At 47.1% G+C, this 19,783-nt stretch carries 18 protein-coding genes; 1 reads left to right on the forward strand and 17 read right to left on the reverse strand.

Annotated elements, in window-relative coordinates; translation table 11 throughout:
* Nucleotides 1-95: 95 nt before the first annotated feature.
* The 17 genes from BN6539_RS02300 to nhaC all read right to left on the reverse strand — a co-directional run bounded on the left by BN6539_RS02300 (nt 96) and on the right by nhaC (nt 18,537).
* A complete protein-coding gene (locus BN6539_RS02300; protein ID WP_067533302.1) occupies nt 96-797 on the reverse strand; it encodes a FadR/GntR family transcriptional regulator in 702 nt (233 codons plus the stop codon).
* A 203-nt stretch (nt 798-1,000) separates the two neighbouring features.
* Nucleotides 1,001-2,089: a dipeptide epimerase gene (locus BN6539_RS02305; RefSeq protein ID WP_067533305.1), complete on the reverse strand. Its 1,089-nt coding sequence runs from the start codon at nt 2,087-2,089 to the stop codon at nt 1,001-1,003.
* 28 nt (nt 2,090-2,117) lie between these two features.
* Entirely contained in the window at nt 2,118-4,067 is a 1,950-nt protein-coding gene (locus BN6539_RS02310; protein ID WP_067533308.1) for an OPT family oligopeptide transporter, read from the reverse strand.
* A 25-nt stretch (nt 4,068-4,092) separates the two neighbouring features.
* A complete protein-coding gene (locus BN6539_RS02315; protein WP_067533311.1) occupies nt 4,093-4,863 on the reverse strand; it encodes a serine hydrolase in 771 nt (256 codons plus the stop codon).
* 291 nt (nt 4,864-5,154) lie between these two features.
* Nucleotides 5,155-5,484, reverse strand: a complete 330-nt coding sequence (locus BN6539_RS02320; protein WP_067533314.1) for a DUF3870 domain-containing protein — start codon at nt 5,482-5,484, stop codon at nt 5,155-5,157.
* A 110-nt stretch (nt 5,485-5,594) separates the two neighbouring features.
* Entirely contained in the window at nt 5,595-6,920 is a 1,326-nt protein-coding gene (locus tag BN6539_RS02325) for a Sapep family Mn(2+)-dependent dipeptidase (protein ID WP_067533317.1), read from the reverse strand.
* 305 nt (nt 6,921-7,225) lie between these two features.
* The gene (locus BN6539_RS02330) at nt 7,226-8,638 is read right to left on the reverse strand and encodes an amino acid permease (RefSeq protein WP_067533320.1); all 1,413 of its coding nucleotides are present in this window, start codon (nt 8,636-8,638) and stop codon (nt 7,226-7,228) included.
* A gap of 75 nt (nt 8,639-8,713) precedes the next feature.
* A complete protein-coding gene (locus BN6539_RS02335; RefSeq protein WP_067533323.1) occupies nt 8,714-9,511 on the reverse strand; it encodes a M55 family metallopeptidase in 798 nt (265 codons plus the stop codon).
* Between the two features lie 303 nt (nt 9,512-9,814).
* A complete protein-coding gene (locus tag BN6539_RS02340; protein ID WP_067533326.1) occupies nt 9,815-10,243 on the reverse strand; it encodes an Lrp/AsnC family transcriptional regulator in 429 nt (142 codons plus the stop codon).
* 93 nt (nt 10,244-10,336) lie between these two features.
* Entirely contained in the window at nt 10,337-11,572 is a 1,236-nt protein-coding gene (locus BN6539_RS02345; RefSeq protein ID WP_067533329.1) for a pyridoxal phosphate-dependent aminotransferase, read from the reverse strand.
* Nucleotides 11,573-11,581: 9 nt separating this feature from the next.
* Nucleotides 11,582-12,979 carry an oxaloacetate decarboxylase subunit alpha gene (locus BN6539_RS02350; protein ID WP_067533332.1) on the reverse strand — a complete coding sequence of 466 codons (1,398 nt, stop codon included), beginning with the start codon at nt 12,977-12,979 and terminating at the stop codon, nt 11,582-11,584.
* Between the two features lie 13 nt (nt 12,980-12,992).
* The gene (locus tag BN6539_RS02355) at nt 12,993-14,117 is read right to left on the reverse strand and encodes a sodium ion-translocating decarboxylase subunit beta (protein WP_067533335.1); all 1,125 of its coding nucleotides are present in this window, start codon (nt 14,115-14,117) and stop codon (nt 12,993-12,995) included.
* Nucleotides 14,118-14,129: 12 nt separating this feature from the next.
* On the reverse strand, nt 14,130-14,489 hold the full coding sequence (locus BN6539_RS02360) for a biotin/lipoyl-containing protein (protein WP_067533338.1): 360 nt from the start codon (nt 14,487-14,489) through the stop codon (nt 14,130-14,132).
* A gap of 12 nt (nt 14,490-14,501) precedes the next feature.
* The gene (locus BN6539_RS02365) at nt 14,502-14,771 is read right to left on the reverse strand and encodes an OadG family protein (RefSeq protein ID WP_067533341.1); all 270 of its coding nucleotides are present in this window, start codon (nt 14,769-14,771) and stop codon (nt 14,502-14,504) included.
* Nucleotides 14,768-16,045, reverse strand: coding sequence for a carboxyl transferase domain-containing protein (locus tag BN6539_RS02370; protein ID WP_082907313.1), 1,278 nt, complete (start codon nt 16,043-16,045; stop codon nt 14,768-14,770). The genes BN6539_RS02365 and BN6539_RS02370 overlap by 4 nt, the downstream gene beginning before the upstream one ends.
* Before the next feature lie 185 nt (nt 16,046-16,230).
* Nucleotides 16,231-17,061, reverse strand: a complete 831-nt coding sequence (locus BN6539_RS02375) for a histidinol-phosphatase HisJ family protein (protein ID WP_067533347.1) — start codon at nt 17,059-17,061, stop codon at nt 16,231-16,233.
* Nucleotides 17,062-18,537 carry a Na+/H+ antiporter NhaC gene (gene nhaC / locus BN6539_RS02380; RefSeq protein ID WP_067533350.1) on the reverse strand — a complete coding sequence of 492 codons (1,476 nt, stop codon included), beginning with the start codon at nt 18,535-18,537 and terminating at the stop codon, nt 17,062-17,064.
* 239 nt (nt 18,538-18,776) lie between these two features.
* Between nhaC and BN6539_RS02385 the strand changes: the two genes are divergently transcribed.
* Nucleotides 18,777-19,769 (forward strand): inorganic phosphate transporter, encoded by a 993-nt coding sequence (locus BN6539_RS02385; protein WP_067533353.1) that lies wholly within the window; start codon nt 18,777-18,779, stop codon nt 19,767-19,769.
* Nucleotides 19,770-19,783 lie beyond the last annotated feature (14 nt).

The following is a 19,783-nucleotide window of genomic DNA, read 5'->3' on the forward strand; positions in this document are numbered from 1 at the left end:
CTCTTGGTTACTTGGTCACCCAATTTATACAAACATAATAGCACTTAAAGGTGCTATTTGTCAATTATATATTTGTTCTGATAATTAAACGGATGCTACTGCAACATATCCATCGTATCTTGAATATGTTGAAACATCAGTTGTTTTGCCGTCTCTGCGTCTCGTTCCCTAATTGCAGAAATAATTTTCTTATGAGAGTCAATTTCTTTTTTGGGATTATGTATATCCAATACATCGTGAAATCTACTGTGCATCATATCTAAGATGCTGGATAAAACAATCTCCATTGTCTGTTCCATGAACAGACTTTTTGTTTTCTTCGCATAGAGTCTATGCAGTTCAAATTCTCCAATTGTACGCCTTGTCTCTTCAAATATTACTTCTAACTCTCTGCAGGCTTTTTCTAGGTCGTTGATATCGTCTTCGCTGGCATTTCTAACAATCAGTTCTACAGCTTTCATTTCTAATACTTGTCTAACTTCGTAAGCCTCTATCATGGAGCATCTTTCTAAGTTTTTGCTAAGGCTTTCATATTTCGTTGTCATGTCACCTGCCTTGGGCATGACTCTCAAAAACCTACCTTTTCCTTGATGTGAATTGATAATGCCCCTGCTCTCTAGTACATGAAATGCTTCTCTAAGCACGTTTCTGCTGATGCCAAGCTTTTCGGTCAACTCCCGCTCCGGTGGCAGCTTGTCTCCAGGCTGCAACTGGCTTTCATCGATCAAAGTATATAAATCATTTACTACATCCTCATATAATAATGTCCTCGAGGGTCTTCCGCCAATATTCCTCAATCAAAATGCCTCCGTTGTTCTTATTTACAGAATTAATATACCATAAAACCTACCATTGTTCAAATATGTATATTCTTTTTTTCATTTCCTATCAATTAAAAAGAGAACTTCTCCAAGTTCTCTTTTTATGTTGCTAAAAACGTGACATCAAGACCCGCCTCTGTTGGATGAGATTCATGCCAAAGCGCGGCGCCACTTCACTTTTATAATTCCAGCAGTCCCTCTATACCTGTAATGCCCAGTCCCGGCGCATCGGTCACAGAAAAGTGCGGAATATCCTTTTCGAATCCGCCCTGTACGGGGTCTTCTGCCAGCAAAATAGCTGCATCCAGATCCACGCGGGTGATATTCCTTTTGGCAGCGGCCAGATGGGCGGCAGCCGTCAGGCTGACCTTGCTCTCGATCATACAGCCCAGCATGCACTCTACTCCATAAGTCTCAGCAATCCCCGCTATCTTCAGAGCGTTATGAATCCCGCCGCACTTCATCAGCTTGATGTTGACCAGATCCACTGCCTCCATATGGAGCAGCTCTATGGCATCCTTCGGGGAAAACATGCTTTCATCGGCCATGATTTTGGTGTGAACATTGTCATGAACCCTTTTCATCCCTGCAAAGTCACGGGCCTTCACCGGCTGTTCCACGAATTCGATATCCAGGCCCATGTCCTCGAACCGGCGGATTGTGCGAACCGCCTCATCGGCAGTCCAGCCCTGATTGGCATCAAGCCGCAGTCTGATATCCGGCCCCACTGCCTCTCGTATCGCCTTTACACGTTTGATATCCAGGTCAGCGTCAATGCCCACCTTCAGTTTTAAGGCGTGAAAACCTTGGCCGATGGCGGCAAGAGCATCTTCCCGCATCTCCGCCGGCTCGTTGATGCTGATGGTCAAATCCGTCTCCAGGTCCTTCCGGTATCCGCCGAGCAGCTTGTACAGCGGCTGCCCGTAATTCCTGCTCCAAAGATCATAGACTGCCATATCACAGGCTGCCTTTGGGCTGGTATTGCCTTCTACAGAATGCTGCAGGCGGTACATGACGTCATCCAGATCTTCGATATCAAGGCCGATAATTGCCGGAGCAATGGAATTTTTGATGGCAGAAATAATCGTCTCATCGGTGTCGCCGGTAATTGCCGCGGTGGGCGGGGCTTCGCCGTAGCCCCTTGTTCCATCGTCAGCAGTCATGACTACAATGATATTTTCTGCAGTATCCACCCTGCGCAGCGCTGTCTTAAACGGCTTTTTCAAGGGGATACTGACACGCTTTAATTCTACCGATTCTATTTTCATTTTCTGTCTTACTCCTTTTATGTATTCTTTACATCATCAAGTCTCTGCCTTCCAGTTTGTCTTCATCTCTGTTGCTGAATATCTCATAGCAGAAATAGCCGATGACAAGAAGGAAGAATGCGAAAGATACCCACGCGTTGTCCGTTCCCGAAATCCAGGTATCTACACCTGTTCCGATGTAAATCAGGAAGGTCGCCAATACGCCCATCAAAGCGTCACCTGCGATATAACCGGACGCATACATGGTGCCCTTCTCAATTTTCTTCGCTCTCGTTCCTTCACTGTAAGATTTCTTGCTATCTACAATTCCTCTGATAGCGCCGCCGATCATCATCGTTACGCTGAGGTGAATCGGCAAGTAAAGGCCTACAGAGAACGGCAGCACAGAACCACCCATAAGCCATACGGCAACAGCAATGCCCATGCCGATCAAAATCAGAGACCAAGGCAGATTACCTGACATAACGCCTTCAGCAAGAGATTTAATCATTGTAGCATGCGGCGCCGCCAAGTCTTTGCTGCCTATGGTATATACATTGTTTAACATGATGATAACCCCGCCCATAACTAAAGCAGAAGTTAATACGCCAATCATCTGTCCATACTGCTGTTTCTTTGGTGTCGCTCCTAAGAGAAACCCTGTCTTCAAGTCCTGTGCCATATCGCCGGATACACCGATGGCAATGCAGATAATGGAACCCACGACGACGGTAGCGATTGTGCCGCTGGTTCCGTTAAAGCCCATGGTTCTGAACAGAATTGCTGTCACCAGCAGTCCGCCGATTGCCATCGCTACGATCGGGTTAGAAGAACTTCCCACATAACCTACCAGATGGGCAGATACCGCTACAAAGATAAATCCGAATATCAGAACCAATATTGCACCGATGCTTCCAGCCAGGACGCTCGGAAAAACTGGCAAAAATGCGATGATTGCAAGGATCACGATGATGCCGATGACCAGGACATTCTTAGCGATGTTTCTGTCGGTTCTCTTCACTTCACTTTCCTTTAGCTTGTAAGCTGCAAAGGTTCCTTTGAAAGATTTGTAGATAATCGGCGCTGCTTTGAACAGGCTGATAAAGCCTCCCATGACGACAGAGCCAATACCGATATATTTCAAGTAATAAGTCCACAGATCCCAGTGATCTAGCTGAGAGATTGGCAGATCAGCCAGGCCGATTGCCTCTGGCGCGTACTGTCCAATAAAGTAAATGGTAGGCAGGATGACAAACCAACCGATAACAGAACCAGCCAAGGACATGGCAGCAATTCTCGGTCCGACCAGAAATCCTGCACCCAGAAGAGACGGGTAGACGTCAAGTCCTACGCTGCCGCCTTTGAGCAGTCCTTTAAACGGCACATCAAGTTCCTCCGGGAAAATGCAAAGCCCGTTGGTGAGGAATTTGAAGCCAGCGCCGATCCCAAGTGACTTAAATAACATCTTTGATGTGGTCCCGCCTTCTTTGCCGGCTACCACGACTTCCGCACAGGCGGTTCCCTCTGGATACGGCAGTTTGCCGTGTTCATCCTTAATCAGGAACTTGCGCAGAGGCACCATCAGCAGGCATCCCAGCAGGCCGCCCAGGGCCGAAATGGCAAAAATCGTAACGATTTTGATGTCCAGATTCATCAAAAGCAGTGCCGGCAGGGTAAATGCAACGCCTGCAGCAAGTGCTTCGCCTGACGAGCCTACGGTCTGAATGATGTTGTTCTCCAGCACTGTTCCGTTCTTGAAGCACTTCAGTGCTGCCATGCCGATGACCGCCGCCGGAATCGACGCACAGATGGTCATACCGATCTTCATCGCCAGATATGCATTCGCCGCTCCGAAAAGACAGGCCAAAACACAGCCGATGACAATGGCACGCACGGTAAATTCTTTTATGTTCTCTGTCGCAGGAACATAGGGCTTATACTCGTCTCCGCTGACATTTGCGGAAAAGTTCGCCGTTCTTTTGGTTTCCTTGTTTTCCATTTTGTACCTCCAATTCATAAATAGCTTATTTGTCCTGAAAATAGTCGAAGACCAGCCTGGAAGTCTCTGCTAAGACTTTGCGGCCGCGGTTGTTGTCTCCTGTTTCCCAGGAAAAAAATACGTAAATATAATTTCGCTTTTCTGCGTAGACGATGGCTATATCATGGTCCAGCGCATCCAGTTCTCCGCTCTTGCGGGCGATGATAAGTTCATCAGGCAGATCACGACGCATGGCTTCCTCGTCTGCCTGCCCCTTCATAATATCCAACATTTGCGCATCAAAGGGCTGACCCAGCAGTTTTCCCTGATATAAGCGTTCAAGCAGGCTAGCCATATCTATCACAGAAGTGTAATTCTGTCTTCCTTCTTCTGCCGCTGCAAAATCCATCATCTTTCTCTGAATAACAGAGGTCTTGCATCCTATTTGCTGCATCAGTTCATTCAGAGATGACATACTGAAATAATCTACAAGCACGTTGGTTGCTGTGTTATCGCTGTAAACCACCATCAGGCGCAGCAGCTCTTCCAGACTGTAAATTCGCGGCCGCAAAAACTGCAGAACGCTGAAATCTACAAGGTCCTCCTTCTGAACCGCTATCTCTTCGTCTAAAGTAAGCAAACCGCCTTTGATGCGTCGAAACGCTTCAACAAGAATGTACATCTTAATCAAGCTGGCGGACGGAACTTTTAAATACTCGTTGTAGCAAAAAGTTTCTCCGTCCGATAGATCTTTGATCAGAAAAGCGCCCTGCACTTTCTCTATATTTAGATATGCAATCAATTGCTCTTTTAACATGTTATACCTCCACTGTGATAAAGTGTTGCTAGAAATAAAAAAGCGGTTGTGCCACTCCGCTAGGGAACCCTAGGTTCCCTTCGGCGCTTGCTACGCAAGCTGAGCACCCTCCTGAGGGCGGCGAGGGGATTCCCCTCTGCACACCCCTTTTTGTTTAATAGGAAATCGATATCTCCTATTAAACAAAAAACCAACACAAAACAAAGCGAAAAGGCTCTTTGTTTCATGCTGGATTTCATTCGTGGTATCGCAGCCTTGGTTATCGACTGCAACTAAACTGAATAAAGCAGCTCAGAGATAGTATTCTTCTTTCACTAACTGATATTTCTTGACCGCATCTTTGTAAGCCGTGATAATCGCTTTCTGAGATGAACCGAAATATCTGCGTTTAACCGTCTCAATCAGATTCTCGTCATATCGGCCCAGAGTACCGCCGCTGAACATATCTTTGACGAATCTGCTGGTAATGTCTATGGTTGCAGTACATTCCAAATCAACAATACGGTCGTCCCTGGTATCCACAACAAATCCGATAAAGAAAATATTGAATCTGCTAGTTATGGCGTTATCACAGCTGGTCTTTCCATGACCGATGACGTACACTGTGTTCTCATCATACATCGCAGTCATTCTCCTATTCTATGCGCAAAGTTGTTACATACGATTTATACATAATATAGCATAGATATTGTTTATTGTCTACAAAATGCGACAAAATTAGCCGTGTATACTTACCTCTCCGCACTTCCTGCCAGCTCGCACATAGCTCTAGTAATCATCCCGGCATCCTTCATCAGTTCGTCGACAGTGATAAACTCATCCGTTTCATGAATTCGGTTTTGACAGCCTGGGAAGATTGGTCCAAAAGCAACTGTGTTTGGCAGCGTCTTCGCATAGGTACCGCCTCCGATGGCAATCGGTGCGCAGCGTTCTCCTGTTTCCACTTCATAGACCTTTTGCAATGTCTCTACTAATGGATGATCTTTGGGCATGAACAGGCCCGGTTTATTTTTCACAACTTCAACTAGGATAGAGGATCTTTCTCCCGCCTCCTTCATTTTCTGCAAAGGTGTCTCTACATCTAGGGACGCTGGAAAGCGGCAGTCCAAAGTCAACTGTATTTTTTCTTCATCTCCATAGAGCAGCGCAGTATTAAACGTACTGCGGCCTAACTCTCTGTCATTGCAGCAGACATCAAAGCCTCTGCCATCCCAACTGGCATACAGATGTTCCATATAGAACGCAGCAAAGGCTTTCAACGTTTCCGAGCATTCTGCAAAGCAGGAATGTTGCGTTAGCTTTTTCATTAAATCGTCGATAGCGTTTTCACCGATTTCCGGGACGCTGCCATGGGCGGCCATACCTTTCCCCTGCAGATGAATCTGTTCCTCACCTCTTTGGAGCAGCAGCTGCGCACTGTCAGGCACTTGATTCACCACGTTTCCCCCCTTTGCCATTGCCAAGGTCCACTTTGCTGAATCTGCCTGCAGGTTTCGGGTCAGTTTAAGATTGACCAGCCGTTTTTCAGAAAAGATAACTGGATAATCTGCGTCTGGAGTAAACGCCATAACCGGTAGTTCTTCTGTCTCTTTATATCTGATCATATCGTGGCTGCCGGATTCTTCATCTGTTCCAAAGATTATACGGATTCTGCGTTTCAGTCTGATACCGGCATCCTTTATAGCCTTCAGCGCAAAGAGGGAAGCGATGAGCGGACCTTTGTCGTCGGTAGTTCCTCGTCCATAAATTTTTCCATCTGCTATCCGTCCTTCAAAGGGAGGATAGGTCCACCCATCGCCTGCTGGCACTATATCAAGATGTCCGAGAACGGCAATCATCTCGTCGCCCTCTCCATATTCCACATAACCTACGTGTCCATCTATATTAGCAGTCCGAAATCCCATTTCTGCCGCCAGGTTCAATACATATTCCAAGGCGCGGTACACTTCCCTGCCATAGGGCATTCCCGGCTCAGCTTTGCTTTTGAGGCTCCTGATTGCAATACATGCCTGTAGTTTTTCGATCATCGTCTGCTGGTCAATATATTCTTCTAACATATTTCTAGCCCTCCATCTGGTCAAGATTATATGTCGTCCACGATAGACGACTTTTGCTGCTACACGTTCTTAGATAATAAAAACGGACACGACAAATATGTCATGCCCGGCCTCATTTACGTTGAACCGCTGTACGCGTCTAAATAAATAAGTGTTCAGCAACTTTATTATGAACTCATTATAACAGGTGCTTTCCTCTGAATTTAGATTCGGGGCACTTGCTTCAATGAGTTCTACCTTCCGGCAACGCCGTAGGATTATGAACTCATTATAATACCAATTGTCTCAATTGTCTATCTTTTTTCCTAAATATCAAGGTTAGCCGCAGCGACGCCTTTTTTCTTCGTATAAATTCTTGATACGATGTAGATTGCCAGATAGCACGGCGCGCAGACATAAATGGCTACCGCCTCACTCGGATCAAGCAATGTAACGACCAGCATTGCTGCAAAGGCCAAGACACCCAGAATTGGAACCAGCGGGTAAGAGGCCACCTTAAAGTTCAGGTCTTCCAAACGGCCGCCTTCTGCCAGATATCTCTTTCGAAATCTGTATTGACAGATGCAGATGACGGAATACATGAAAATATTGCCTCCTCCAATGAAGTAGACAAGGAACAGATAGACAGTATCCTGGGCTACAAATTCTGCAATGATTCCAACCATTGCAAAGAGCATGCTGATGGTCAGCGCAACCACAGGAACGCCGCTTTTACTGGTCTTTGCACAAATCTTTGGCGCTTGATGGAACTTTGCCATGGACCACAGATATCTGCTGCAGGCATAAACGAAGTAGTTTCCAGACGTCAATGCGGAAGTCAATACGATGATGTTTACAACAAGAGCCGCGCTTTTTAGTCCTGCATTCCTGAAGACGTAAACGAAAGGACTGCCTAGCACTGATGCCTGGTTCCAAGGAAGAAGGGCCGCAACAATGGCAATACTCAATACCGTCGCTGCAATTAAAATTATGATCGTCAAATTGATTGCTTTCGGCATATCTTTTTCGTTTTCAATCTCGCCAGCAGTAGACGCTACCATTTCTGTACCTGCGTATGCGTAAAAAGATGTCAAAATGACTGCGCCGATTCCCGCAATTCCCATGGGAAAGAGTCCGCCGTTTCTTGTGTAATTGCTCAGCCCTACGGCTCCTCCTCCAGTAACTCCCAGCATCATTGCAATGCCGATAATGATAAATACGACCACCAGAATCATCTTTAAGCTGGATACCCAAAAGGAAATATTGCCAAATGCTTTCGCATTGAAGAAATTAACGCCAAACAACAATAACGAAAATACGACAATCCATAACCAAGTCGGCGTGCCTGGTATGATATCCTGCATAATAATAGCCGCTGCAACAATCTGCGCAGTAATCGTAGCCGCCGCTCCAATCCAGTTGACCCATCCGATGGTAAAACCCATGGCCGGTCCGATAAATTCCGTCGAATATGCCTGCAGGCTTCCTGAAACAGGCATAGCTGCCGACATTTCGCCCAGACAAGATGTCATCAGCCATGCAATAAAGCCGCCAATTAGGTATGCGACGATTGCCCCGCCTGGCCCGGCACTGGAGATAACATCTCCGGAACTTAAGAATAAACCCGTGCCAATGGTGCTGCCCACGCCAACCATAATAGCCGCTTTTGTTTTCATCGTGCGCTTGAGTCCGGTGCTGGCCGCCATGACCCTCTCTACAGAAGTCCTTTTCTCATTCATTTTTTTCACCTCCTGAAAAACCGTTGTTCCTTTGCAATAAGTAAGGCGTAAAAGTCACAATCCGGGTGTGAATTTTCAAATTCCGGTCATGAACATACGTCCAACCATCAGATCTCTGACATCTTTGGCTGTATACTCCACGATATTGCTGTCGATCAGCTTTGCGCCGGGATACCAAGACGCATTTCTCGCATTTTGATGTTCTTTAAAGTGAATCTGCAGGCTGTACTTTTCTTCTGGCGAAATCAAATCCGTCTTTTGCTGCAGCGCCGCTTTGACCCCTTCCCGAATCTGCTCCAAAGCATCCTGCGGATGAAGGTTCCATGTGGAATTACCTGTGCATGCCTTGGTTGCAACTGTAACAAGTCCCGGACAGACCTCTTTGCCATGGCTACAAATCCCTTCGTCTCCAGAGAGAAAAACCGATGGTACTCCATAGTATGCCGCCCAAAGGGCATTCATAGAAAACTCTGATGCCAGCTTACCATTAATCTTCATCCAATTAAACAGTTCGTGTTCAATGGTATGAGCCAAAGGGCTGCTGTTTGTGCCTTCTGCACTGTGATAGCCAAGGTACAGACAGGCGTCAAAGGTCGCGTCCAAACCGCCCATCATAGCTTCAGGGGAAGTCCTCCAACCCCTAATCAGCTGTACGCCTCTAGGCAGCTGCCATGGGTCCAGATTCAGCGCATCCTCATGGCCGTCTTTGACAACAACCTCATAACCCAGTTCTATCGCCGCATCGCATGCCGCTTTTACTTCAAGCCCCATCTGTCTGCAAGCCTCTTCATAACCCTGACCGCCATATCTCGTCTCACTCCAGGACGTCACACCTGTCACACCTTCAATATCTGCACTGATAAATACCTTCATTTCTTCACCTCCTGTTTCACATATAAGATATAATAAGCAACTTCTATGCCATCAGAATGTACGCTAAAAACCAACGTTTCTCGGTTTCTCACCATAGAAATCCTGTGCAAAGAATGGGGATACAATGAGATATAACAGGATAAATCTCGTTCCACTGCATAAAAAAGTGGCTGGCGCTACTCCGCTAGGACGGCGAGGGGATTCCCCTCTGCACACCCACTTTTTAATTTATGGGAAATCGTAAAAACGCAATTTCTCATGAATTAAAAAAACGCCTCTGAACAAGTCAGAAGCGTCGAGTCTTTAATGTCGTTCCAGCACGGTAGAAAACACCACCTGCGTCTCCGTCTTGCCAAAGACTTGCAGTTTGCCTAAAAATTCATCCAGCAGCGTCGTGGTGGAAAAGGTCACCTTAAGTATCATAGAGTAGGGCCCCGTGATATGGTTACACTCTAAAACACATTTCTGCAATCTGATAAATTCGTAGAACTTCTGACTGTCTTCCGGCTCCACGGTAATCATAATAAAGGCTTTGATACCGTAACCCAGTTTTTCCATGTCTAAATCTGCATGATATCCTTTGATAAATCCATCCTGCTCCAGTTTCTCAATTCTGGCAGAAACCGCCGGCGTGGTCAGATAGACTTCTGCCGACAGTTCCTTTAGCGGCATCCTAGCGTTTTTCTTCAGTTGATTTAAGATCTTAATATCTACTTCATCTAAGGTTCTCATAGTGTTCCTGCCTTTTTCAAGATTATCTTAAATATACCATATGAGGCAGAAAAACAAAACCCCCAATAATCATTTGCCACCTAGAGCATAACTCTATCGGGACTGTGCGATGGCCGTTTTTATCTTTGACGGCATCACCCTGCATTCTGCCACAGTATTAGAGGCCACTGAAATGCGGATGCCAGGCCCCAAAGGAATCGCAAAGATGTTGAAATCCTGCAGTCTTTTGCCTACGCCTTCAGGATCGTCACACGGTATGGTGATAAAAAAGCCTGCATCATAGGGGCAGGTCTTCAGGCCGACATGCCTGGCCTCCTCCATAAAGGCGTCTCCACGTTGGCAAAGCACCTCCAGCCAATGCTGGCGCTCCGCCTGTACCTTTGCCAGAAGTCCCTTATCCGCCAGAATCTTTGCGATGACTGCCATAGCTGCTCTGTTTCCGTTGGACCAGGATGCTCTCGACTCTACACGCATTACATCTTTAAATTCCTCTGCAATTGCAGAAGAAGGCGCCATACAGAGAATTGCCCCGCATCGCATGCCGTACATGGTGTAACCTTTAGATGCACTGAAGGCAATCAGAGGGAGTATGTGCTCTGGCAGCCCGTTTAGTTTTTTCAGAAAGGCGCGATTCGTTTTCCCATCTCCTGCAAAGTCCAGATAAGCGATATCCACTAATAAAGCGATTTTCTTATCTGGATATTTCAGTACTGCTGTCAGAAGTGCGTTCCAATCCTCGTCTGTAAACGTATAGCCAGTGGGATTGTGGGCAGGCGTGTTGACAATAATTAAAGTCTCCTCCTGCACTGCCAGAATGGCAGACAGCGCCGCCTCAAAAGACGCGGCATGAAACTTACCAGTTTCATCGAACAATGTATAGCAGCAGACGGTTCTGCCCAGCTCCTGGGCAATCAAACGATACGGGCTCCAGTGCCAGTCGGAAGTCAAAATTTTGTCTCCAGGTATTGTGTATGCGGAAATCGCGTTGCGGATAGCGCCTGTACCGCCAGGGGTATAACAGCTTTCTACGTAACAGCCCTCCGGCGGCTCCTCTAAGAAAACTGCCGTCTTGACGGCTTCCAAGTATTCTGGCAGCCCCAGAATAGGTGCATAGGCGGCGTAATCCTCCCGCGTCAGGCTGCGAACTGCTTCCATGACAGATTCTAATACCACCAGCTTCCCCTGCTCATCTAAGAGCACTCCAATGGTGGAGTTGATTACATTTTCTTTTCCTATCTGTGCAATCCTCTCTTTTGCCAGAGACGATACGCCAAATAATTTATCAGGCGCACCGATGGTTCTTTCATTCTGTTGTGCAAATATCATCATTCTCTCCTTTTAGACTGGATAGGCTTTGTTCTCATAGTCACAGCAATCTGGATTGATGCCGTTCACTCTCGCTGCCCTGCGTTTAAAAAAGTCAGCAGCTACCTGAGGGAACAAGGCATAGGACAAGACATCTTCTTCCTGCTCTTTAAAACCCTCCACTGCTTTTGCAAGCGTTTCAAGCTCTGGCGCAAGCAAGTCGGCTGGCCTGCAGGTAATCGGCAACGCCTCGCCAATGGCTTTTTTCTGTATTTCCCTGTTAAACGGTTTTACTGTACGGCCGTAGTCACCGTGCAGAATGCGCTTTGTCTCCTGAGACATCACCTTATATCTTTCACCAGTCAGAACGTTGAGCACCGCCTGCGTTCCCACAATCTGCGAGGAAGGCGTCACCAGCGGCGGTTCTCCCAGGTCCTCTCTCACAAGAGGGATTTCCTCCAGCACTTCATAGAATTTGTCCATGGCATTTTGTTCCTTCAATTGGGAAACCAGATTGGAGAGCATACCGCCTGGAACCTGGTACAAAAGCGTCTTCATATCGACGCTCAGCAGCTTTGGGTCTAAGGTACCGTCAGCAAAGAACCGATCTCTGACTGGCCTAAAGTGGTCAGCAATTTCAGCAAGAGTGCTCTGCTTTAGTCCCGTATCGAAGGGCGTCCCCCTCAAGGTTTCTGCCATGACCTCTGTTGACGGCTGGCTGGTTCCCAGGGCAAATGGCGAGATTGCCGTATCAATGCGGTCACAGCCGGCCTCTACGCCTCTGAGATAGGTAATGGGGGCAATCCCGCTAGTACAGTGACTGTGTAGTTGAATCGGAAGGCTGACTGCCTCCTTTAGTGCAGGGACCAGCTTTGAAACAGCATCGGGTGTCAAAATGCCCGCCATATCTTTGATGCAGAGAGAATCGGCGCCCATGTTCTCCATGTCTGTCGCCAGCTGTTTCCAGTAGTCTAAAGTATAGGCGCTGCCAGTAGTATATGCCATTGCCAATTGCACCTCCGCGCCTTCTCTCTTGGCAGCGCGGACAGCAGTCTTTACATTTCGCAAATCATTAAAAGCATCGAAGATGCGTAATATATCAATGCCGTCGGCAATAGACTTCTGCACAAAGTATTCCACTACGTCGTCAGCATAATGTCTGTATCCCAGCAAATTTTGTCCGCGAAGCAGCATCTGCAGCTTCGTGTTTTTTATATGCCTGCGCAATTGGCGCAGACGGTTCCAAGGGTCTTCTTCCAGAAAACGCAGACAAGCGTCAAAAGTTGCACCGCCCCAGCACTCGATGGAATAGTATCCTGCCTGATCCATCTGTTCCAGTATGGGAAGCATCTCTTCCGTCTTCATGCGAGTCGCTGCCAAAGACTGGTGCCCGTCTCTCAGCACCGTCTCCGTAATTTCTATCTTTTTCATGTCTACTCTCCTCTCATACACCGAAAATTGCCATAAAAACGCCTGCCGCCACAGCAGTTCCAATGACGCCGGCCACATTAGGTCCCATGGCATGCATCAAAAGGAAGTTAGTCGGATCTGCCTCTGCGCCTACCTTCTGCGACACTCTCGCCGCCATCGGTACTGCGGATACCCCCGCCGACCCGATCAACGGATTAATCTTGCCGCCGGATAATTTGCACATCAGTTTTCCGAACAAAACGCCGGCGGCTGTACCAAAGCAGAAGGCGGCAAGTCCCAAGATGACGATTTTAATCGTAGACCAATTGAGGAATGCCTCTGCACTGGTAGTAGCGCCAACGGAGGTTCCCAAAAGAATGACGACGATGTACATCAGCGCATTGGATGCAGTTTCTGTCAGCTGCCTTACGACGCCGCTTTCTCGAAAGAGATTGCCCAACATCAGCATGCCTACCAGTGGCGTGGTCGATGGCAGCAGACCGCAGACGATAATCGTGACAATGATGGGAAAAAGAATTCTTTCTCTCTTGGAAACCGCCCGCAGTTGCTCCATTTTTATCTGCCGCTCTTCCTTCGTAGTCAGCGCTTTCATAATAGGGGGCTGAATAATCGGTACCAGCGACATATAGGAGTAGGCCGCTACGGCGATAGGCCCCATGATGTCGGTCTGATGTAATTTCATAGCCAGATAAATAGATGTTGGTCCGTCGGCTCCGCCGATGATAGCAATCGCTGCTGCCGCCATGTCATTAAAACCAATTAACATGGCAATGATGTAAGCGCCAAAAATGCCAAACTGAGCGGCGGCTCCCAGGAGAAAGCTTTTGGGGTTAGCAATCAGGGGACCAAAGTCAGTCAACGCGCCGACTCCCAGAAAAATCAGAGAAGGCAGAATCGTCCATTCGTCTAACAGATAGAAATAATAGAGCAGACCACCGTCTTCCATAATGGGCGGGTATACGTTGACAAGGAGCATGCCAAAAGATATCGGCAAAAGCAGGAGCGGTTCATACTGCTTGCCAATTGCCAGATACAAAAAACCGCAGGCTACAACAATCATAATTAAATTGCCCAGGCTCAGATTAAAAAAGGCTGTCTGTTTCAACAAATTTTCAATGGTATTTACAACGTATTCCATTCTCTTCCCCCGTTAAGCTGTAGCTAGCTTTCCCTCACAGGCGACAACAGCTACCGGCTGACCTGCTTCTACACTGTCGCCTTCGGCAGCCAGTATGGTTTCTATGGTTCCATCAAAGGGAGAAATGATCGGAATTTCCATCTTCATGGCCTCCAAGATCATGATGGTGCCGCCCTTTTTCACCTGCGCGCCCTCTGTCTGTACAACTTTCCAAATTTTGCCCGATGTACCGCAGGTAACCTCCTGTCCCGATGCCATCTTCGATGGCGACGAGTTTTTTACCGGTTTGATGCTCTGCACCGCCTGCTCGCCTTGCTTCTCTACTTCTACTTCATAGGTCTTGCCGTTCACCTTAACAATATAAGTCTCCATTCTACGCCTCCTTTACCTGCGTTTAATTGATCTGACAACATACGGATACGCCTCGTCTTCTTCTGCCTCTTTCTTTGAAGCCGCCAGCACCGCCGCGATGATTGCCGGAATCAGTTCCGCATCAGCCGCCTGCGCTTCCCTTTCTGGCGCGGAAGCAGTCTCCTTAGGAATATACTTAAATAAAAATATGATTGCGCTGATTAGAATCAGCATGACGAAAACCGTTCCCATACCCAAACAAGTATTGACTGCCGCTCTTGATAAGATTTCACCGAAGGTCATTGCCGCACCTCCCTTGTATTTGCAAATGTCTCAAAAGCCCCAAGAATGAATTTCCTACTGTCTTCTGGTTTGATAATTTTGTCGACATAACCATGCCTGGCCAAAGCCATTGGACTGCAATGGGTTTTCCGGTAGTCCTCTGCCCTCTTTTGCAGGAATGCCAGTTCCGCTTGGGGATAAAGAATTTCTGCAGCCTGCAGGGGATCAATTAGACTCACCGCTCCACAATCCCATATGAATACATAATCTGCCCCCACGCCTTTACTGTTTAATATGCTATACCCACTTCCGAGTATTTCCCCGGCAATGAGGTTGATCTTTGGTACAGAAGCTGCGGTCAGCGCTTTTACCAGTCTCCCTGCCTGCTGTGATCCTTCAAAGCGCTTGGCGTCTGTCACCGTCAAAAGTGGGATGTGCAGCTTTCCACAAAGGTCAATAAAAGCTGCCGCTTTTTCAAAGCCCTCTGGCGAAATCTTACCCCCGCTGTCAATCGCCTGGGTTGCAATGCCGCCTACAGCTGTACCGTTGAGACGCATAAAGCCAATTATCATATCTCTGCCGCAGCTCTGTTTTAATTCAAAGAAAAAATTCATATCTGATAACGCTCTGAGAATCTCTCTGCCATCTCCCCGTTTTTTTTCCAGTCCCGATAACTGCCGATTTAAATCATCGCTGCAAGGTCCTTGTTCTGGATACTGGCTGGCATTTGCCGGCAGGAGATCTATCAAGGTGCGGATTTGATCTGATAGATGCTCCGAATCAGAGAGAACAATATCGGCCATATCAGCTACTACCGTCATTCCGCCGCTACAGCTTCCACAAATCGCCATAATCTGCAGGATCTGCCGGGAGGCCTCCGCCTCCAGGGCATACAATTGACCAAACGCGTCCAGGGAATCCAGCCCCTCTTCTACTCTGAGACCACTGCTGTCTAAAAAGCCGATCACCGGCGCCTTGGCTTTGATAGCTAACCGATAAAGACGATTAATCTTGCGGCCATGCATTTCGCCAAAGGAACCTCCCATCACTTCACCGTCCTGGCTAAAGACATATACCAGATGCCCGCCTATGGTGCCATATCCGGTAATGACACCATCCGAGGCCTCAACCTTTTCAGGCGTATAAAAATCTGTCAGCCGTGCTGTAATATGTTCGCCGATTTCCATGAAGCTGCCCGAATCTAAGATTTGGCGAATTCTTCGAAGTGCTTTAGTTGTAGAATTCCGTTCCGTTACGATCATCTTCTGTCCCCCATTCTTAAATTTTGCTATCATTTTAAGCGGCAGGGGCGCAGAGTACAAGAGCAGGCGATAAGTTGCTAATTATTTAAAGATTTTTTATGCTTCACTTTATATATAAAAAAATACAATGTCAAATTATTTTATTTCAAAACTGTATTTCAGCCAGAAAACAGCAAAACGGCTTTCCTCTTTTTGGAAAACCGTTTTACTTTTACTTTTTAATTTATTTTGATAAAGGATGGTTCGTGCTGTCTGAAGACAGCATAGTAGGAGAGACCATAGCTTTTTACCATCTGGCTGACTTCCTCAAAACCCTCGCCCAGACGCTCCGATATGTGAGCGTCAGATCCGAAGGTAATGATTTCGCCGCCTAGTTCCGCATATCTTTTGATGATCTCCTTGTTCGGATTGATCATGTTCTTCGCTTTATACTTGGAGGTGTTGCATTCGATGCCGCGGCCAGTCGTGATCAGCTCCTTCAATATCTCGTCTATGATATCGCCGTATTTTGAATAGGAGAAGGTCTCCCTTGCGCCGGGACCGTATCTGAGGACAAAGTCCATATGCCCTGCCACATCAAAGTGACGGAATCCTTTTACGTTTTTCAGTTCCTCTTCAAAATACTGCCTGACTGCCGTCTCAATATCCACGTCTTCATAGTGACGCTTATCTTCGGCATCCATCTTATGAAAAGTATGGGTGGAGCCGATGATAAAGTCAAATGGATACTTCGATGCATACTCGTTGAGTTTCTCTGTGATGTGCGGCTGAATGCCCAGCTCGATGCCAATCAGCAGTTCAATCTTGTCCTGGTACTTTTCTTTCAGTGCCGTCAAATCCGCTACATAGGCCGCCGTAGTATCATCGTCTCCCACATCGTTCAGAAGAAATTTGAAATAGTCCGGCGGAAACGGTGGTGCGTCAAAATCCTGGTGGTCTGTGATGCACAGACTCTTCATGCCCAGGTCGATGGCTCTCTCTATCTGCGCCTCCACAGGTGTCTTTGAGTCGCTTGACCATCTCGTATGTACGTGCATATCAGGTATCATTTATTTTGCCTCCTCCAATGGAGTTTCTTCAGCAGTTTCTTTTTCTAATGGCTTGATGCAGATGCCAGTTGCAGCATATACATAAGCGAGCACCCATACTGCGTAGCTCATGAAGCAGTACGGCAGATATTGAATGATAGGTACCCCCAGAACGGAAGGGTAGTAAACGCCGGATCCGGACCAAGGAATAAATCCAGCCAAACCAGTTCCAAAGTCTTCCATAGTTCTTGACAGGTTCAGTGTGGAAAGACCCATCTCTTTGTATTTCTCGCTGTACATTTCGCCGGTGAGGATCAAAGCCAGTGAAGAGCTTCCTCCGATAGCGACCAGCACGATAACGGAAATTGAGGTTGCAAAGATCAAGCCGAATCTCGTCTTTACAGAGGTCAGCAACTTACCAAGCAGCACTTCGATTGCGCCGATCTGTTCCATGATACCAGCAAAGTAGAAGCAGATGTAGATCAGGATAAAGGACTTGAGCATAGATGCCAGACCGCCTCTGTTCAGAAGAGCCATTGCATCGTCTCCTGCATTGGTTGCAGCAAAACCTTCTCTTGCATTTTCAACCATCTCCAAATTAAAACCATTGTAGAGGGCGGATACACCGTCCTGCAGGTCAAATCCCTGATAGAAGATACCGATGAGCAATGCTACCATAGCGGAAAGCATCATGACGACTGTGGACGGTTTCTTTGTAACAGCGCCGTAAACGACGATCACCAGCGGAATCAATACGATGATGTTCCAGTTAAAAGCTGTATCCAGCGTATTCAGGAGCTGCAGAGTATTTTCCGGCAGTCCTGCTCCTGTCGTCGTCGTGCTGATTCCCATGATGACATAGATAATCACGCCGACAGCTGCGGCAGGGACAACAGTCCTTGACATATGTCTGATGTGGTCAAAAATATCGTTTTTCGTGGATAAAGCAGCCAAAATTGTCGTGTCAGAAAGTGGTGACAGCTTGTCTCCAAAGATGGCTCCAGTGTAGCATGCGCCTGCTACAGCTGCGATATTGACATTCGGCATCGCGGTGGCAATACCCATCATGGCAATGCCCGCTGTTGCCGCAGAGCCCCACGAAGTACCTGTGCAGGTTGAAAAGATTGCACAGAGGGCAAAGGCTGATACTAAGATCCATTTTTCACTTACCAGCTGCACGCCATAGTAAATGAACATCGGAATGGTTCCGGAATACATCCAGGAACCCAGTAGGAAGCCTACCGCGATCAATACTGACATGGCAGGCGCTGCAGATTTGATCTTGTCGGCAGTATACTCTTCCATCTCAGCCCAGCTGTATCCGCAGCGCCATCCGATGAAGACGACCCAGCAAACCGCGACGCCGATCAGCGCTGGCGCCGACAGGTCTGCCAGAGAGCCAAAGAAGAAGATAACTAATAGTACGATGACAGCCGAAAGCGCCTCTAACATATTGGGCTTTCTTTTTACTCTTGTTGGTTTTTCCTTTTTTTTCATTTGCGTTCTCCTTAAAAGTGGAATAAATAAGTCCTGTGTCCTAGGATAGCTAAATTGTAGCAATTTTCTCTCATTTGATGTTTTGATAAAACTCAAAATTTAGGCCGCATTTTTTGTATTATTTGAAAATTTATATATTTTACAAAAAAAAATCCAGAAATTGAGTAATGCTACAAATCAAAAAAGAACGCGCAGCCTATATAATTTTGTTAAACACATGAAAGGTTAGGAATAATGATATGTTTTATTTTATGATAGGCATCGGCCTGATCTTCGCTTATATAAACGGTATGCATGACGGCGGCACTGTGGTCGCTACAACCATTTCTTCCAGGCTGATTTCTCCGGGAAGAGCAGTCTTTATTGCCGGCATTGCTAACTTTTTAGGCGCTATCGCCTTGGGAACTGCCGTCGCATATACTATCTCTGAAAACATCATCGATATATCTCCCGTCCTGGCAGGAAAGCCCGACGTCTGCTACACCTTTGTCGCTGCTGCCTTTGTCGGAAGTCTGGTATGGAATGTCTTTACCTGGATCGTCAAGCTGCCCTCCAGCGCCTCACATTCTATGATTGGGTCTATGATTGGAAGCGGCATTGCCGCCTATGGTTTTGCATATATAGAATGGTATGCCATTTTTATCAAAGTCATCCTGGCGATGCTGATTTCTCCGTTGGTCGGCTTTCTCTTCGGTTATCTCTTTCTTAAACTGCAAAATCGTCTGCTGAAGAATGCCACCATCGTTTGGAACAAGCGGATAATGATCCTTCATAAGCTGAGCAGCTTTTTTCTCGCCTTCAGTTATGGCAGCAACGACTCGCAGAAGGTCATGGGTCTCATCGCCATCGGACTTGCCGGTTTTTATTCCGCTGACATCATAATTCCGTTGTGGCTCATTCTCGCTTGTTCTATCGCCCTGGCTGTTGGCACCATAACCGGCGGATATAACATGATCAAAACTGTGGGGATGGATATCTGCAAGATCGATATTCACAATTCTTTTGCCTCTCAAATGGCAACCATCTTTGTCGTGACCATCGCGAACCTGACGGGACTTCCAATCAGCGCGACACAAGTCATCACTTCCTCTGTCATGGGCGTGGGTACCAGCGACACCCCAAAAGCCGTGAACTGGGGCATTACAAAGAAAATTATCTTAGCATGGTTGATTACGATTCCTGCTTCTGCCGTCATCGGCGCCGGAATCTTCTTCATCCTAAAGCAACTATAAAGGAAGGTAAGAAA

The organism is Emergencia timonensis (genome assembly GCF_900086585.1).
GTDB lineage: Bacteria > Bacillota > Clostridia > Peptostreptococcales > Anaerovoracaceae > Senimuribacter > Senimuribacter timonensis.